Origin of the sequence: Caulobacter sp. SSI4214 (assembly GCF_012184455.1) — a bacterium.
GTDB classification, from domain to species: domain Bacteria; phylum Pseudomonadota; class Alphaproteobacteria; order Caulobacterales; family Caulobacteraceae; genus Caulobacter; species Caulobacter vibrioides_E.
This window is the reverse complement of the sequence record NZ_SZWJ01000001.1, coordinates 171,316-185,481: the sequence shown is the minus strand read 5'-3', so window position 1 is coordinate 185,481 and position 14,166 is coordinate 171,316. Positions and strand designations below refer to the sequence as shown.

Annotated in this window: 12 protein-coding genes; 11 read left to right on the top strand and 1 reads right to left on the bottom strand. The window is 67.3% G+C overall.

The window, feature by feature from the left end:
• The first annotated feature begins 18 nt into the window (after positions 1-18).
• Positions 19-1,353 (top strand): DUF1254 domain-containing protein, encoded by a 1,335-nt coding sequence (locus tag FCU40_RS00780; RefSeq protein ID WP_168072229.1) that lies wholly within the window; start codon positions 19-21, stop codon positions 1,351-1,353.
• Positions 1,354-1,689: 336 nt separating this feature from the next.
• Here FCU40_RS00780 and FCU40_RS00775 read toward each other — a convergent pair whose 3' ends face one another.
• Complete coding sequence (locus FCU40_RS00775; protein WP_168072227.1) at positions 1,690-2,334, bottom strand: GntR family transcriptional regulator; 645 nt, start codon at positions 2,332-2,334, stop codon at positions 1,690-1,692.
• A 106-nt stretch (positions 2,335-2,440) separates the two neighbouring features.
• Here FCU40_RS00775 and FCU40_RS00770 point away from each other — a divergent pair, with 106 nt between their 5' ends.
• From FCU40_RS00770 to eutC, 10 genes are all read left to right on the top strand, one after another.
• Complete coding sequence (locus FCU40_RS00770; RefSeq protein WP_168072225.1) at positions 2,441-3,277, top strand: carbon-nitrogen hydrolase family protein; 837 nt, start codon at positions 2,441-2,443, stop codon at positions 3,275-3,277.
• Positions 3,274-4,167, top strand: coding sequence for a proline iminopeptidase-family hydrolase (locus FCU40_RS00765; protein WP_168072223.1), 894 nt, complete (start codon positions 3,274-3,276; stop codon positions 4,165-4,167). Before FCU40_RS00770 ends, FCU40_RS00765 begins: the two co-directional genes overlap by 4 nt.
• 117 nt (positions 4,168-4,284) lie before the next feature.
• The gene (locus tag FCU40_RS00760; protein WP_168072222.1) at positions 4,285-6,411 is read left to right on the top strand and encodes a TonB-dependent receptor; all 2,127 of its coding nucleotides are present in this window, start codon (positions 4,285-4,287) and stop codon (positions 6,409-6,411) included.
• A gap of 81 nt (positions 6,412-6,492) precedes the next feature.
• Positions 6,493-7,320, top strand: coding sequence for an alpha/beta hydrolase (locus tag FCU40_RS00755; protein WP_168072220.1), 828 nt, complete (start codon positions 6,493-6,495; stop codon positions 7,318-7,320).
• Positions 7,314-8,099, top strand: coding sequence for an aldolase/citrate lyase family protein (locus tag FCU40_RS00750; protein WP_168072218.1), 786 nt, complete (start codon positions 7,314-7,316; stop codon positions 8,097-8,099). The genes FCU40_RS00755 and FCU40_RS00750 overlap by 7 nt, the downstream gene beginning before the upstream one ends.
• Complete coding sequence (locus FCU40_RS00745) at positions 8,092-9,201, top strand: ABC transporter substrate-binding protein (protein ID WP_168072216.1); 1,110 nt, start codon at positions 8,092-8,094, stop codon at positions 9,199-9,201. Before FCU40_RS00750 ends, FCU40_RS00745 begins: the two co-directional genes overlap by 8 nt.
• Positions 9,202-9,224: 23 nt before the next feature.
• On the top strand, positions 9,225-10,937 hold the full coding sequence (locus FCU40_RS00740) for an iron ABC transporter permease (RefSeq protein WP_168072214.1): 1,713 nt from the start codon (positions 9,225-9,227) through the stop codon (positions 10,935-10,937).
• Entirely contained in the window at positions 10,930-12,006 is a 1,077-nt protein-coding gene (locus FCU40_RS00735; protein WP_168072212.1) for an ABC transporter ATP-binding protein, read from the top strand. Before FCU40_RS00740 ends, FCU40_RS00735 begins: the two co-directional genes overlap by 8 nt.
• A 4-nt stretch (positions 12,007-12,010) precedes the next feature.
• Positions 12,011-13,399, top strand: coding sequence for an ethanolamine ammonia-lyase subunit EutB (locus FCU40_RS00730; protein WP_168072210.1), 1,389 nt, complete (start codon positions 12,011-12,013; stop codon positions 13,397-13,399).
• Positions 13,396-14,163, top strand: a complete 768-nt coding sequence (gene eutC / locus FCU40_RS00725; protein ID WP_168072208.1) for an ethanolamine ammonia-lyase subunit EutC — start codon at positions 13,396-13,398, stop codon at positions 14,161-14,163. Before FCU40_RS00730 ends, eutC begins: the two co-directional genes overlap by 4 nt.
• Positions 14,164-14,166: the final 3 nt, after the last annotated feature.

Here is a 14,166-nt window from a genome sequence, read left to right as displayed (position 1 = left end):
CCTGTTGGAGAAAAGCCGATGCATCGCCGTCACCTGATCAAGTCCGGGCTGGCCGCCTCGGTCCTGCTGCCCACGGGACAGGCCCTTGCCGCCTTGGCCGAGACGGCCAAGGACCCGTTCCAGCGGGCCTTCTTCTACGGCTTTCCGCTGTACGAGCAGGCGCGGATCGAGCAGGAGCGGACGGGGGCGGTCGGCAGACCGGGCAAGCTGAACCTCATCGCGCATCGATCCCAGCTGATGGACCACACTTCCCATCAGGTCACCGCGCCCAACAACGACACAATCTATTCGTCGATGTTCCTGGAGCTGTCGGGTGGACCGGTCGAGCTGACCGTGCCCAGCTCGACGGACCGTTACTTCTGCCTGGCTTTCATGAGCGCCTTTACTGACGTGTTCGCCTATGTCGGCACGCGGGCGACCAAGGGACAGGGCGGTCGCTACTGGGTCGTGGGTCCGAACTGGAAGGGCGTCGCGCCGGCGGGCGTCCGCCTGGTCCGCGCGCCCAGCAACGACGTCTGGGCCCTGATGCGCGTCCTGGTGGACGGACCGGCGGATCTGGCCGCCGCACAGGCCTTCCAGGGCGGGCTGACCTTGAGCGTCCCGGCGGACCGCCCGCCGCCGCGCCCCTTCGAGGCGGCCGCCGGCGATGTGAACGATCCGGTCCGCTTCCTGTCGCTGGTCAACGAGGTCATCGCCCGCTCGCGGGGCGGGGGCGGCCAGTTCCCGCGCGCGCGCCAGTTCGCCGCCCAAGGTATCGGCGCGCCGGGCCTGCCGTCTCAGGTGGTGCTGGACCAATGGCGGGCGACGATACCCGGCGCATTGGAGGTCCTGCGCGAGACCTTCCGCTTCCGCGACTATGCGGTCGGCGGCTGGAGCTACCAGCCACCCGGGATCGGCGACTTCGGGACCAACGATCAATTGCGCGCCGCCGTGGCGCTCGGCGGCATCGCGGCGTTGGGCGAGGAGGAGGCGATGTACTTCCACGCCAATTTCGACGCCGCCGGCCAGCCCCTGACGGGCCAGGCGTCGTATCGCTGGCGAGTGCCGCCCGGCGGCGTGCCGGTCGACGCCTTCTGGTCGCTGACCATGTACGAAGTCACGCCCGAGGGGCGCTATTTCTTCACCGAAAACCCGATCGGCCGATACGCGATCGGAGATCGCACGCCCGGCCTGATCAAGGATCCGGACGGAGGTTTCGAGATCCTGATCCAACACGAGCGCCCGGCTGGAGCCATGGCGGCCAACTGGCTTCCCGCGCCCAGCGGACGCATGCGCCTGGCGCTTCGCGCCTATCTGCCGCGCCGCGAACTCAGAACCCGGTCCTGGCGGGTTCCCGCGCTCACCCGAATCTAGATGCGAACGTCGCATTTCTGGATGTGCGCCATTGTCGGCAATTGACTCGTGTAAGACGTTCGGAAGGTCCGCTTCTGGGCGCCGCGCTGGCGCAGCCCTGACACCGTGCCGTTCGGCGACGATCTGGCGGCCGTGCCACTTGCTTCCCTATGGAGCTAATGAGGCTCAGCTTACGCAGCTTCGGCGATCGGGAAGGAGGACGACTGGAACTGACAACTTAACCGCTTCGAGCCGTCGGAAGGCGTTAGGCGAGGGCGATTAGGCCGCGATCAAGATCATCATCGTCGCCGCGCGCGACTAAAGGTACGGCGGCGCCGACTTGCTCGGCGCCGTGATCTAGCCTTCCGGGCCTTCGCGCCAACGGTTCAGGTGGCGGTCAATCAGGGCTGACAGAGCTTCGCCGTCACCGGCTTCCAGCAAGCCGATCATCTGAGCGTGGTCATCGTTGCTGCGGCGGATGGCGCCCAGGGACCGCCAGCCGCGCGCCCCGGGCAGGCCGCGCTGGCGCAGGGCTTTGATTTCCTGGGCCAGGGTCAGGTTGTTGCAGGCTTTGTAGAAGCGGTCGTGAAAGTCGCCATTGAGGCCGCGCAGCACATCCAGGTCGCCGGTCTCGATGGCCGCGTCGAACTGGGCCACCATCGCCTTGAGCTCAGCGATATCCTGCGGGGTGCGCCGCTTGGCCGCTAGTTGGACGGCCGCCTTCTCCAGCACCGTGCGCGTCTCGATCAGGTCCTCCCGCTCGCGGTCGGTGAGGTTGATCACCCGATAGCCGCGATTCTTGACGTGCTCGATCAGGTGGCGGGTCTTCAAGTCCAGCAGAGCCATGCGCACGTCGAAGCGATGGGCGCTGTAATTGGTCTCGATATCAGTCTGCTTGAGCCATTCGCCCGGTCGAAAGGCGCCGGACAGCAGATCTGCCTCGAGCGCGCTCACCAGTTCGGCGGCGCCGTCCTTCTTCCGCGACGCGGTTGACACACCCACGATAGTAGCCAATCTCTATAGCCAATCACGGTATCTAAGTTAGCAACAGTCGCGATCCGTTGCCAACCGCCCGCCGGGGTCTTTGGGGATCTTAAGGAGACTTTCCATGTCATTTCCCGTGCGGGTGGCGTGCGTGCAGACGTGCGCGACGCCTGACCTTGAGCCGAACCTTTCGCAAGCCGAGGCCTTGATCCGTGAGGCCGCGGGGCAGGGCGCCGGTCTGGTCGCCTTGCCAGAAGCGTTCGACTTCCTGGCGCCGACCGCTCCAGAGATGCACGCTTACGCCCAGCCCGAGGAGAGCCATCTGGCCACCCTTCGCCTGAAGAGTCTGGCGAAGGAGCTGTCGGTCTGGATCCTGGCCGGTTCGGTCTCGACCCGCTCGGGCGATGGCGCGGTGGTCAATCGATCTTTGGTGATTAATCCCGAAGGCGCGATTATCGCGCGCTACGACAAGATCCATCTGTTCGACGTCGACCTGCCCGATGGCGGGGCAGTGCGGGAGTCAGACTTTTATCGTCCGGGCGAGCGCGCGGTGGTTGCCGATACGCCTTGGGGCGGTCTGGGGCTGACGATCTGCTACGACGTGCGCTTCCCGCAACTGCATCGCGCCCTGGCCGAGGCGGGCGCGGGCATCCTGGCCGTGCCCGCCGCCTTCAGTAGCGTCACCGGACCCTTGCATTGGGAATCGCTGCTGCGGGCCCGGGCGATCGAGACCGGCAGCTTCGTCATCGCGCCCGCCCAGTGCGGCCTGCACTATGGCGAACGCAGCAGTCACGGCCAGTCAATGATCATTGACCCGTGGGGCCGCGTGCTGGCCGAAGCCGGCGATGAGGTCGGGGTCATCCTGGCCGATCTGGACCTGGACGAGGTCAAGCGCTTCCGCGCCGCCATCCCGTCCCTGGCCAAGGGGCGCGCCTTTGCCCTCGGCGAGGTGGCGGCGTGAGCCTGGAGCCGACCACCGTCCGCGTTCGCCTGAAGGAAGGTCATGAGGTCGTCGCCTATGTGTATGGCGAGGGAACCGAGACCGTGCTGATGGCCAACGGCGGGCCGGGCCTGCCCAGCCTCTACCTGCGCGCGCCGCACGCCCGGCTGGTCGAGCGCGGCTATCGGGTCGTGGCCTGGGACCAACTGGGCTGCGGCGCGTCGGATCGTCCCACCGATCCGGCGCTGTGGGCGCTGGGCCGCTATGTCGAGGAGGCCGAGCAGGTGCGCGCCGCCCTCGATCTGGGCCAGGTGCACGTGCTGGGGCACAGCTGGGGCACCTGGCTATTCACCGAATACTGCCTGACCTATCCGCAGAACGTGAAGAGCTGTGTGCTGGCCGACGGGGCTTGCGACATCCCGCATCTGGTCGGCGAGTTGGGCCGCTTGCGCGGCGCCCTGGGGGCCGAGACCGTCTCGATGATGGTCTTCCACGAGGCCCGGGGGACGCTGGGCCATCCCGAGTACCAGGCGGCGGTGACCCTGCTTAATCACCGCCATGTCTGCCGCCTGCCAGTGTGGCCCGAGCCGCTGACCCAGGCCCTGGCCGATTGGAACATGGGTCCTTACGAGACCATGCAGGGCCCCAACGAGTTCACCTATACCGGCAACATGAAGGCCTGGAATCGCGTGCCCGACATGGGAGCGATCACCGCGCCATGCCTGGTGGTGGCGGGACGCCACGACGAGCTGACGCCGGCCTGCGCCTTCCTGATGCACGACGCCTTGCCGGACTCGCGGATTCACATCTTCCCGCACAGCTCGCACATGCCGTTCTACGAAGAGCCCGACACCTATTTCGCCGTGCTCGAAGCGTTCCTGGACGAGGTGCGCGCCGCGAAGGCGCTGTGAAAATTCGTCATCAAAATCGAACAAATCAGTTGCGTGCCAAAATTGGCTACTATTAAGTCTCCTTATTGGCTACTATTTGGAGCCGGCCCGGGGCGGTCGGCATTGGGGGATGGGCTCATGAAATTCTCGAACATGCTCTTGGCGACCACGGCGCTGTTCGCCGCCGCCGCCGCCGCCCAGGCCCAGACCGTCACGACCGACGAGGGCGCGACATTGGAAGCGGTGGTCGTCACCGGCTCGCGCTTCTCCGGCACGCTGACGACCTTCCCGGGCTCGTCCACGGTGCTCAATGAGGTGCAGCTGGAAAAGCAGTTGGCAACGACCAACGATATCGGCAGCGTCCTGGCCTCGACCGTTCCCGGCATGGCCGCAGCCAACGGCACCGCGGCCAACGTCGAGCAGAGCCTGCGCGGCCGGCCGCTGCGGGTGTTCATCGACGGCGTGCCGGTGTCCAACCCGCTGCGTGACGGCGGTCGCGACCTGCGTCTGATCTCGCCCAACGCGATCACGGGCATCGAGGTCATTCGCGGCGCCTCGGCGATCTACGGCCAGGGCGGCGCGGGCGGCGTTATCAACTACGTGACCCGCAAGGGTAAGGCCGACGACGGCTGGAAATTCCGCACCGAACTGGGCACGGGCTTTTCCACCCAGCATTTCGGTGGCAGCGGCAGCCCCAGCATCTCACAGAGCGTCACGGGCGCTGTGAAGGGCTTCGACGTCACGCTGAACGGTAGCTACGAGCATGTCGGCGGACAGTTCGATGCCGATGGCGACCGCCTGGCGCCTGATCCGCACAACTTTGGCGGGATTTCCGATTCCGACATCTGGAACGTTTTCGGCAAGGTCGGATATAACTTCGGCGGCCAACGCGTCGAAGCCATGGGCAACTTCTATCGCCAGCACCAGAACACCGACTACATCAGCAAGGCGGGCAACATCGCGCAAGGGATCAAGGAGACGGCGGTCAAGGGATCGTATGACCCGCGCGCCCTGGACCCGGTTAACCGCAATGTGATGGGCTATCTGGGCTACTATAACGACGACCTGCTCAGCAGCGCTTTCCACGCCCAGGCCTACTATCTGAAGAACTACTCGGTCTTCTCGTTCGACCCCGCGCGGCTGGGCGGTACCCAGACGACGATCTCGTCGGAGAAAATCGGCCTCCAGAGCGATTTCCGCACGCCGCTGGAGAAGCTGGGTTGGTCGGCGGGCGGTGAACTGCTCTGGGGCGCGGACATCAGCCACGACACTACCCAGCAGCCGCTGATCCCGCTGACCAGCAATCCCGGCGACGGCCGCACCTTCACGCCGCCGCTGCGGCAGATGAACTACGCGGCCTTCGCTCAGCTGGAGATGCCGCTGACCCAACGCCTGACCCTGCGGGCCGGCGTGCGTCACGACCAGTTCGTGCTGAAGATCGACAACTTCGTCGCGGGCCTGACCGCGGTCCACGTCAATGGCGGCGAGCTGAAGTACCAGGCCACGCCGGTCAATATCGGCGGCACCTTCCAGATCGTCCAGCAAGCCCAGCTGTTCGGCGGCTTCTCGCAGGGCTTCTCGATTCCCGACATCGGTTCGCCACTGCGTCGCGTCGCCGTGACCAACCTGGATAATTTCGATCCCAAGCCGCAGCTGGTGAACAACTATGAGCTGGGCCTGCGTGGCAAGGTCCTGGGCGTGCGCTACACCGGAGCCTACTTCATCAACACCGCCAAATATGGCACCGACTTCGTCATCGACACGGTCAATCCCTCCGAGGCCCAGACTCTGCGGGAGAAGGAGAAGGTTCACGGCTGGGAGGTGGTGCTGGATGGACGGCTGACGTCCAAGACCCGCTGGTCGGCCAACTATTCGCACACCGAGGGCAAGCGCGACGCGAACCACGACGGCGTGCTCGACACGCCACTGACCGGTCGCCGCATCGGGCCCGATCAATTCAATCTGGCGCTAGAGCACGACATTACGGCCGACTGGCTGGTGCGCCTGCAGTATAACCATTCGGGAGCCCGCAATAAGTTCCCAGGCTCGGCGGTGGGTAACTACTATACCGGTCGTGTGCGTCCCACCGATCGTCTCGACGCGCTGACGCAGTTCAAGATCAACAATGTCGGCTTTAGCCTGGGCGTGAACAACCTGCTGAACGAAAACTACTATTCGATCACGTCGCAGATGATCAATCGCAACGAGCTCTACAGCAAGGCCGAGGGGCGCACGGTCTACCTGAAGCTTGGCGTCAATTACTGACGCCGACGGACTCCCCATCATCGAACGACCATAGCGCGGAGAACCGCGGCTGGCGCTAGGGCGTCGGCCGCCCCCTAGTCCATGACAGATTCCACGATCCCGCCCTTGTCGCCCTATGACGTCGGTCGAACGCCGGCCACGGCTTGCCGCGCCGACCAGCGATTTTCATACTGCCTCTATGTGCCGCCCCGCGGAGAGGCGGCCGACCGGCGCATCCTGGTGGCCGTCCACGGCACCGAGCGCGGCAACCAGGCGATGCGCGACCTGTTCTCCGACCTGGCCGAAGCGTTCAACCTGATCATCCTGGCGCCGCTGTTCCCGTGCGGCGTCGAGGAGCCGTACGATCGCGACAACTATAAATACATCGAGTATCGCGGCATCCGCTTCGACCTGATCCTGCTGTCGATGATCGATGAGGTCGCCGCACGGTATGGCGTCGACGCCGAGCGCTTCGCCCTATTCGGCTTCTCCGGCGGGGCGCATTTCGTCCATCGTTTCTACTATCTGCATCCCCAACGGCTTAGCGCCCTGTCGGTCTGCGCGCCGGGATCGCCGACACTTCTCGACAGCCAGAAACCCTGGTGGGTGGGCGTGGCGGACATGGAGGCGCGCTTTGGTCGTTCGTTGGACCCGCCGGCCCTGCGCGCCGTCCCCGTGCACCTGGCGGTCGGCGACGCCGACACCGACACCTGGGAGATCACCCACAAGCCCGGCGGCGCGCACTGGATGGACGGCGCCAACGCCACGGGCGCGACCCGGGTCGAGCGCCTCAAGACCCTGGAAGCCAGCCTGTCGGCGGCCGGCGTCCAGACCTGGATGGACATCCTGCCCGGCGTGCGCCACCAGCGCGACGCCCTGGCCCAGTCGGCCATCGCCTTCTTCACCCAAACGCTTGGCGCGTCATGCTAAGGCCCAACGCCCTCAAGGCGCGGTTGGCGCGGCGCGAGCCGTCGCTGGGGGCTTGGCTGTTCATGGCCAGCCCGCCCGCCGCTGAGCTGTTATCCCATGTCGGGTTCGACGCCCTGATCGTCGATCTGGAGCACACGCCGGCCGGCCTGGGCGACGCCGTTGATCAACTGCGCGCGGCTGGCGACCGGCCTGATGGGCCGACCCTGCTGGCGCGCCTGCCCAGCGTCGAGGCCGCCGTGGTCAAGCCCGTGCTCGACATGGGCGTCGAAGGGCTGTTCGCCCCCGCGCTGGAGAGCGCCGACGAGGTCGAGCGGCTGGTGCGCGCGGCCTACTATCCGCCGCGCGGTTCGCGTGGCCTGCACTACACGGTCTCGCGCGCCGCAGGCTGGGGCGCCGATAGCGCCGCCTATCCCGACCACGCCGCCGACCAGACCCTGATCGTGGCGATGATCGAGTCCGAGAAGGGCGTCGAGGCCATTCCGGAGATGGCGGCCGTCGATGGCGTCGACATGTTCTTCATCGGTCCGCTGGACCTGTCGGCCAGCATCGGCGTGGCGGGCCAGTACGAGAGTTCCGCCTTCGCGGAGCTGTGGTCCGAGGGCGAGCGGCGCATCCTTGAGAGCGGCGTCGCCCTGGGCGGGACGATCCTGCCGGGCCATTCGGCCCAGCGCCTGTTCGAGCGACAATACACCTTCGTGACGGTGGGCGCGGATGCGGGCTTCTTGCGGAGCGCGGCCGCGGCGGCGCTGGATAGCGCCAGGAGACCCGCATATGACTGATGGTAAGGTGACGCCGGCGCGTCGTGGCGTGCTAGCCGGCCTGGCGGCGATGGCCGGGCTGATCGGGGGCAGGGGGCTGGCCCAGAGCCAGGACCTGGTCGCGGCCTCGCGGCGCGAGTCGGGCCTGCGCGTCTATTCCAACATGGCCGAGTACAATTGGCGCGAGATCCTGCAGGGGTTCAAGCGTCGCTATCCCTGGATCCGGGTCGAGACCCTGGACATGGGACCCACCGAGGCCTTCGAGCGCTACTACGCCGAAACCTCGGCCAGGCGGGCCTCGGCGGACATGATCGTCAGCAGCGCGCCAGACGCCTGGCTGCGCTTCGCCCAGCGCCGCGCGGCGGCCGGCTATCGCAGTCCCGAGGAGCCGCGCCTGCCGGCCTGGAGTCTGCCGCTGCCGGGCGTCTACACCCTGTCGGCCGACCCGATGCTGATGGTCTACAACAAGGCGCTGCTGGACCCGCACCAGGTCCCGACGGGCCTCAATCAGCTGACCGCGCTGGCGGCGGCCAATCCGCGCAAGTTCGCCCACCGCATCACCACCTATGACGCGTCCGCCCACGCCCTGGCCTATGCCGTGCACTGGTCGGCGATCGACCAGAGGAAGCCCGGCGGCTGGGACCTGATGCAGCGCCTGGCGCCCTATGTTCGGGTCGAGACCGGCGGGGCGGCCATGCTCGACAAGGTCACGGCCGGCGAATACCTGGTCGGCTATCACGTCTCGGCCGTGACGGTCCTGCCGCAGATGCTGACCAAAGGCCGCGCCAAGATCGTCGCCTGGACGCTGTGCGCGGACGGCACGCCGGTCGTGCCGCGCGGCATGGCGGTCACGGCCGCCGCGCGCAGTCCGACCTCGGCGCGCCTGCTGCTCGACTACCTGCTCTCGCGTGACGGCCAGATCGCCGCCGCCAAGGGTGGGCTGACGCCTTATCGCAGCGACGTGCGCGAGAGCGACGTGCCGTTCCTCACCCATGACAGCGTGATCCGCCGACTGGGCGGTGAGTCCAAGGTGGTCATGGTCGGCTACGACCATCGCATGGTCAGCCAGTACGACGCCTTCGTCGCCCGCTGGAACGAGCTGTTCCACAGGCGGCGCCGATGAGCCGCGCGAGCCCCGGAGCCTCCATGCCCGCTTCCGCCAAGCTTCTCGATGGTCGCTCGCCGCTGTCGCACGCCTTGCTGATCCAGTGGGCGACGGCGATCGTCACCGTCATCCTGGTCGCCGCGCCCCTCGGCCCGATCCTCTGGCAATCCTTCCTCGATAAGCCGCTATACGAGACCGGCGACCTGACCCTGCGCAACTATTCGAGACTGTTCGGCGATCCCGACTTCCACGACGTTCTGGTCAATTCGTTCCAGCTGGCTGGCCTGACGACCTTGGTCGCCTGCGCGGCGGGTGTGGCCTTCGCCCTGTTCATCGAGCGCACCAACCTGCCAGGACGGCGCTGGCTGCGACCGCTGGTGCTATGGCCGATGTACATCTCGCAGCTGGTAACGGCCTTCGCCTGGTACATCATCTACGGCCCGTCGGGTTACATCACCCTGCTGGGCGAGCGCCTGATCGGGGTGCCGCCCTGGGACATGTACTCGATCCCCGGCATGGCCATCGTCGCGGGCGTCACCCAGGCGCCGCTGGTCTACCTGTTCTGCTCCAGCTCGGCGCGGATGGCCGACGCCACGCTGGAGGACGCCGGACGCAGCATGGGCGCCGGAGCCTTGCGTGTGCTGTGGTCGATCTCGCTGCCGCTGATGCGTCCGGCGATCATCTACAGCGCCTTGCTGGTGTTCATCGGCTCGCTGGAGATGCTGGCTGTGCCGCTGGTGTTTGGACGCCCCGCCGGCCTGGAGTTCTTCACGACCTTCCTGTTCAGCCGCGGCCTGGGCGCGATCACGCCCGACTATGGACTGGTCGGCGCGGCGGCGGCCCTGCTGCTGGCCATCGTCTCGGGCCTGCTGCTGGCGCAAGGCCTGCTGCTCAGCAAGGCCGGTCGCTTCGTCACCGTGAAGGGCAAGGCCCAGCGGCCCAAGGTCGCCGATCTGGGCAAGGCCGGTCCGCCGATCGCGGCGGCGCTGTGGTTGTATCTGGTTCTGGCCCTGCTGATCCCATTGATCGGCATCGTCCTGCGGGCCTTCACCACCTTCCTGACGCCGCTGCTGTCGCCGTTCGAGCTGCTGACCTTCGACAACTTCGCGATCCTGGCCAAGTACCCAGCCTACATCCGCTCTATCACCAACAGCGTCATCATCGCCTTCGTCGGTGGCGTCGGGGCCACGGCCGTCGTGGCCCTGCTGGCCCTGGTCGTGCAGCGCTCCAGCTTCCCGTTCCGGCGGCAGCTGGAATATGTCGCCCTCTATCCGCGCGCCATGCCTGGCGTGGTGGCCGGCATCGGCTTCTTCTGGGCGATGCTGCTGATCCCCGGCGCCAGCCTGCTGCAAGGCACGATCTGGATCCTGATGATCGCCTTCGCCATGCGCGGCATGCCCACGGCCTATGGCGCCATGGCGCCGGCCATGATGCAGATCGGCAAGGAGCTGGACCAGAGCGCGCGGTCGGTCGGCGCCAGCTGGTGGACCGTCTCGACCCGGATCATTCTGCCGCTGATGAAGCCGGCCCTGTTCTCGGCCTTCACCCTGCTCTTCCTCGGCATGCTCAAGGAATACGCCTCGGCGGTGTTCCTGTTCGCGCCGGGCGCCGAGATCATTGGCACGACGATGTTGTCCTTCTGGACTAACGGCAACAGCGGCGCGGTCGCCGCCCTTTCGGTTATCCAGCTTCTCATCACCTTCCTCTTCGTGACGGCCGCGCGCCTCATCACAAGGACGCACCGCGATGTCTGATGTTTCCGTCGAGAACCTCTCCAAGCGGTTTGGCGACGTCACCGCCCTGCACGACGTCAACCTGCACGTGGCGCAGGGGGAGTTCCTGACCCTGCTGGGCCCGTCAGGCTGCGGCAAGTCGACGACCCTGTTCGCCATCGCCGGCCTTGACACCCCCTCGGGCGGCGTCATCCGCGTGGGCACCCAGACCTTCTTCGACGGGAATGGCAAGGTCGATGTGCCGCCCGAGCGCCGCAACCTGGGCCTGGTGTTCCAGTCCTACGCCCTGTGGCCGCACATGACGGTCGCCCAGAATCTGGCCTTTCCGCTGAAGCTGCGGGGCGTCAGCAAGGCCGAGCAGGCGCCCCGCATCGCCGAGGCCCTGTCGCTGGTCGATATGGGCGAGTACGGCGGGCGCTTTCCGCACGAACTTTCCGGCGGCCAGCAGCAACGCGTGGCCCTGGCCCGAACCCTGGTCTTCCGGCCAACCCTGCTGCTGCTGGACGAGCCGCTGTCCAACCTGGACGCCAAGCTGCGGATCAAGGCCCGCGGCTGGCTCAAATCATTGCAGCGCCAGCTGGGCCTGACGACGATCTACGTCACCCACGACCAGGAGGAGGCACTGGCGCTGAGCGACCGCATCGCGGTGATGAACAAGGGGCGGATCGTCCAGCTCGACAGCCCCGACACCATCTATCGGCGACCGGCCAACACCTTCGTGGCCGACTTCATCGGGGCAAGCAACTTCCTGCCGGTGCGGCGGACGGGCGCTACTGTGGATGAGATTACGCCGGTCATGACCGAGGCGGGAGTCGCTCTGCGCGCGGTCGCCGCCGCCTCGGCCGGCGCCGACGACGGGATCGTCACGGTCAGACCCCAGCACATCCGACTGTCGCGGCAGCGTCCGAGCGATCGTGGCCTCAACGTGCTGGCCGGCGCGATCACCGATCGCACCTATCTGGGCGCGCGGCACGCTTACGGCTTGGAGATCAGCGGCCACACCCTGGTCGCCGAGGCCGAGGAGGTGCTCGAGCCGGGACCGGTCTTCGCGACGTTCGAGCCGCGCGATACCCTGCTGATCGCGCGCTAGGCCCATGCCGACGATCGACCTTGGCGGAACGCGCTATCGGTTCGACGACCTGAAGACCCTGATGGCGGCCGCGTCGCCGTTTCGATCGGGCGACGCCCTGGCCGGCGTCGCCGCCCCCGACGCCGCGACGCGGGTCGCGGCCCGGCGCGCGCTGGCGGACCTGCCGCTGAAGGGGTTCTTGACCGACGCCGTCGTTCCCTACGAGGATGACGAGGTCACCCGGCTGATCATTGACGGGCACGATGCGGCCGCCTTCGCGCCGATCTCCCACCTGACGATGGGCGACTTCCGCGACTGGCTGCTCAGCGATGCGGCCGACGGCCAGACCCTGGCGCGGCTGTCGCCGGGCCTGACGCCGGAGATGGTCGCGGGCGTCTGCAAGCTGATGCGCAACCAGGACCTGATCGCGGTCGCGCGCAAGATCCAGGTGGTCACCCGCTTCCGCAACACCCTGGGCCAGGCTGGCACCCTAGCCGTGCGTTTGCAGCCCAACCACCCCACCGACGATCCGGCCGGCGTCGCGGCGATCATCCTCGACGGCCTGCTGATGGGCAGCGGCGACGCGGTGATCGGGGTCAATCCTGCCACCGACAGCGTGGCGGGCGCCACGACCCTGCTGCGGCTGATCGACGACCTGCGCCAGGCCTATGCGATCCCGACCCAGAGCTGCATCCTGACCCACATCACCAATACCATAGCGGCGATCGAGCGCGGCGCACCGGTGGACCTGGTGTTCCAGTCGATCGCCGGCAGCCAGAAGGCCAACAGCGGCTTTGGCGTCGATCTGGCGGTGCTGCGCGAGGGGCGTGAGGCCGCCCTGTCGCTGAACCGTGGGACCGTCGGCCAGGACGTCATGTACTTCGAGACCGGGCAGGGCGCGGCCCTGTCGGCCGACGCCCATCACGGCGCCGACCAGCAGACCATGGAGACACGGGCCTATGCCGTAGCGCGGGCGTTCTCGCCGCTGCTGGTCAACACCGTGGTCGGCTTCATCGGCCCCGAATATCTCTACGACGGCAAGCAGATCATCCGGGCGGGTTTGGAGGACCACTTCTGCGGCAAGCTGCTGGGCCTGCCGATGGGCGTGGACGTTTGCTACACCAACCATGCCGAGGCCGACCAGGACGACATGGACGACCTGCTGACTCTGCTGGGGGTGGCCGGCGTCAACTTCGTCATCGGAGTGCCCGGCGCCGACGACATCATGCTCAACTATCAGTCCACCAGCTTCCATGACGCGCTCTATCTGCGTCAGGTCCTGAACCTGCGGCCGGCGCCGGAGTTCGCCGCCTGGCTCGACCAGATCGGCCTGCTGGACGCGCGAGGCGGGGTCCGTTCAACCGCGTTGGACCAGATCGGGTCGATCCTGTCGCTGCCGAGGGTGCTGGCGTGACTTCCGCTCCCGGATCCTTGCTCTCCCGCCTGCGCGCCGCCACCGAAGCGCGGATCGGCCTGGGGCGGGCGGGCGCGGGCCTGCCGACAGCCGCGATGCTGGCCTTCCAGAGCGATCACGCCCTGGCCCGAGACGCGGTTCACGCCCCTATGGACGTGGCCGCCCTGGCCGGCGCCTTGGCCGGTGAGCCGACCATCGCCGTGTTCAGCCGTGCCGACAGCCGCGCGACCTACCTGCAACGACCCGACCTGGGACGCTGCCTGGACGCGGGCTCCGTCGAGCGGCTGCGGGCGACGGAGCAAAGCCACGACCTGGTTATCGTCATCGGCGACGGCCTGTCGGCTCGGGCTGTCCAGGCCCATGCGCCCGCCGTCGTCGTGGCGCTGCGCGAGCAACTCGTTGGCTGGCGGATCGCCCCGATCGTCCTGGCCCGGCACGCGCGCGTGGCCCTGGGCGACGAGATCGGCGAGAGTTTGGGCGCGGCCATGTCGCTGATGCTGATCGGCGAACGACCCGGCCTCAGCTCGCCCGACAGCCTGGGCGCCTACCTCACCTGGGGGCCACGATCAGGACGAGCCGACAGCGAGCGCAACTGCGTCTCCAACATTCGCCCGCCACGGGGCCTGTCCTACGAGTTCGCCGCCGCCAAGCTCGCCTGGCTGCTGTACCAGGCTCGCGCTCGCGCCCTGACCGGGGTGGGACTGAAAGATGACTTCGATCCGGCGCTGGTCGGCGATGTCCAAAGCCGCGCCCTGGAGGGCTGAGCC

Bases quoted from the DNA above. Each gene is read 5' to 3' on its own strand.
- FCU40_RS00760 (WP_168072222.1), top strand. From the start codon at position 4,285: ATGAAATTCTCGAACATGCTCTTGGCGACCACGGCGCTGTTCGCCGCC.
- FCU40_RS00730 (WP_168072210.1), top strand. From the start codon at position 12,011: ATGCCGACGATCGACCTTGGCGGAACGCGCTATCGGTTCGACGACCTG.
- FCU40_RS00755 (WP_168072220.1), top strand. From the start codon at position 6,493: ATGACAGATTCCACGATCCCGCCCTTGTCGCCCTATGACGTCGGTCGA.
- FCU40_RS00770 (WP_168072225.1), top strand. From the start codon at position 2,441: ATGTCATTTCCCGTGCGGGTGGCGTGCGTGCAGACGTGCGCGACGCCT.
- FCU40_RS00750 (WP_168072218.1), top strand. From the start codon at position 7,314: ATGCTAAGGCCCAACGCCCTCAAGGCGCGGTTGGCGCGGCGCGAGCCG.
- FCU40_RS00735 (WP_168072212.1), top strand. From the start codon at position 10,930: ATGTCTGATGTTTCCGTCGAGAACCTCTCCAAGCGGTTTGGCGACGTC.
- FCU40_RS00740 (WP_168072214.1), top strand. From the start codon at position 9,225: ATGCCCGCTTCCGCCAAGCTTCTCGATGGTCGCTCGCCGCTGTCGCAC.
- FCU40_RS00745 (WP_168072216.1), top strand. From the start codon at position 8,092: ATGACTGATGGTAAGGTGACGCCGGCGCGTCGTGGCGTGCTAGCCGGC.
- FCU40_RS00780 (WP_168072229.1), top strand. From the start codon at position 19: ATGCATCGCCGTCACCTGATCAAGTCCGGGCTGGCCGCCTCGGTCCTG.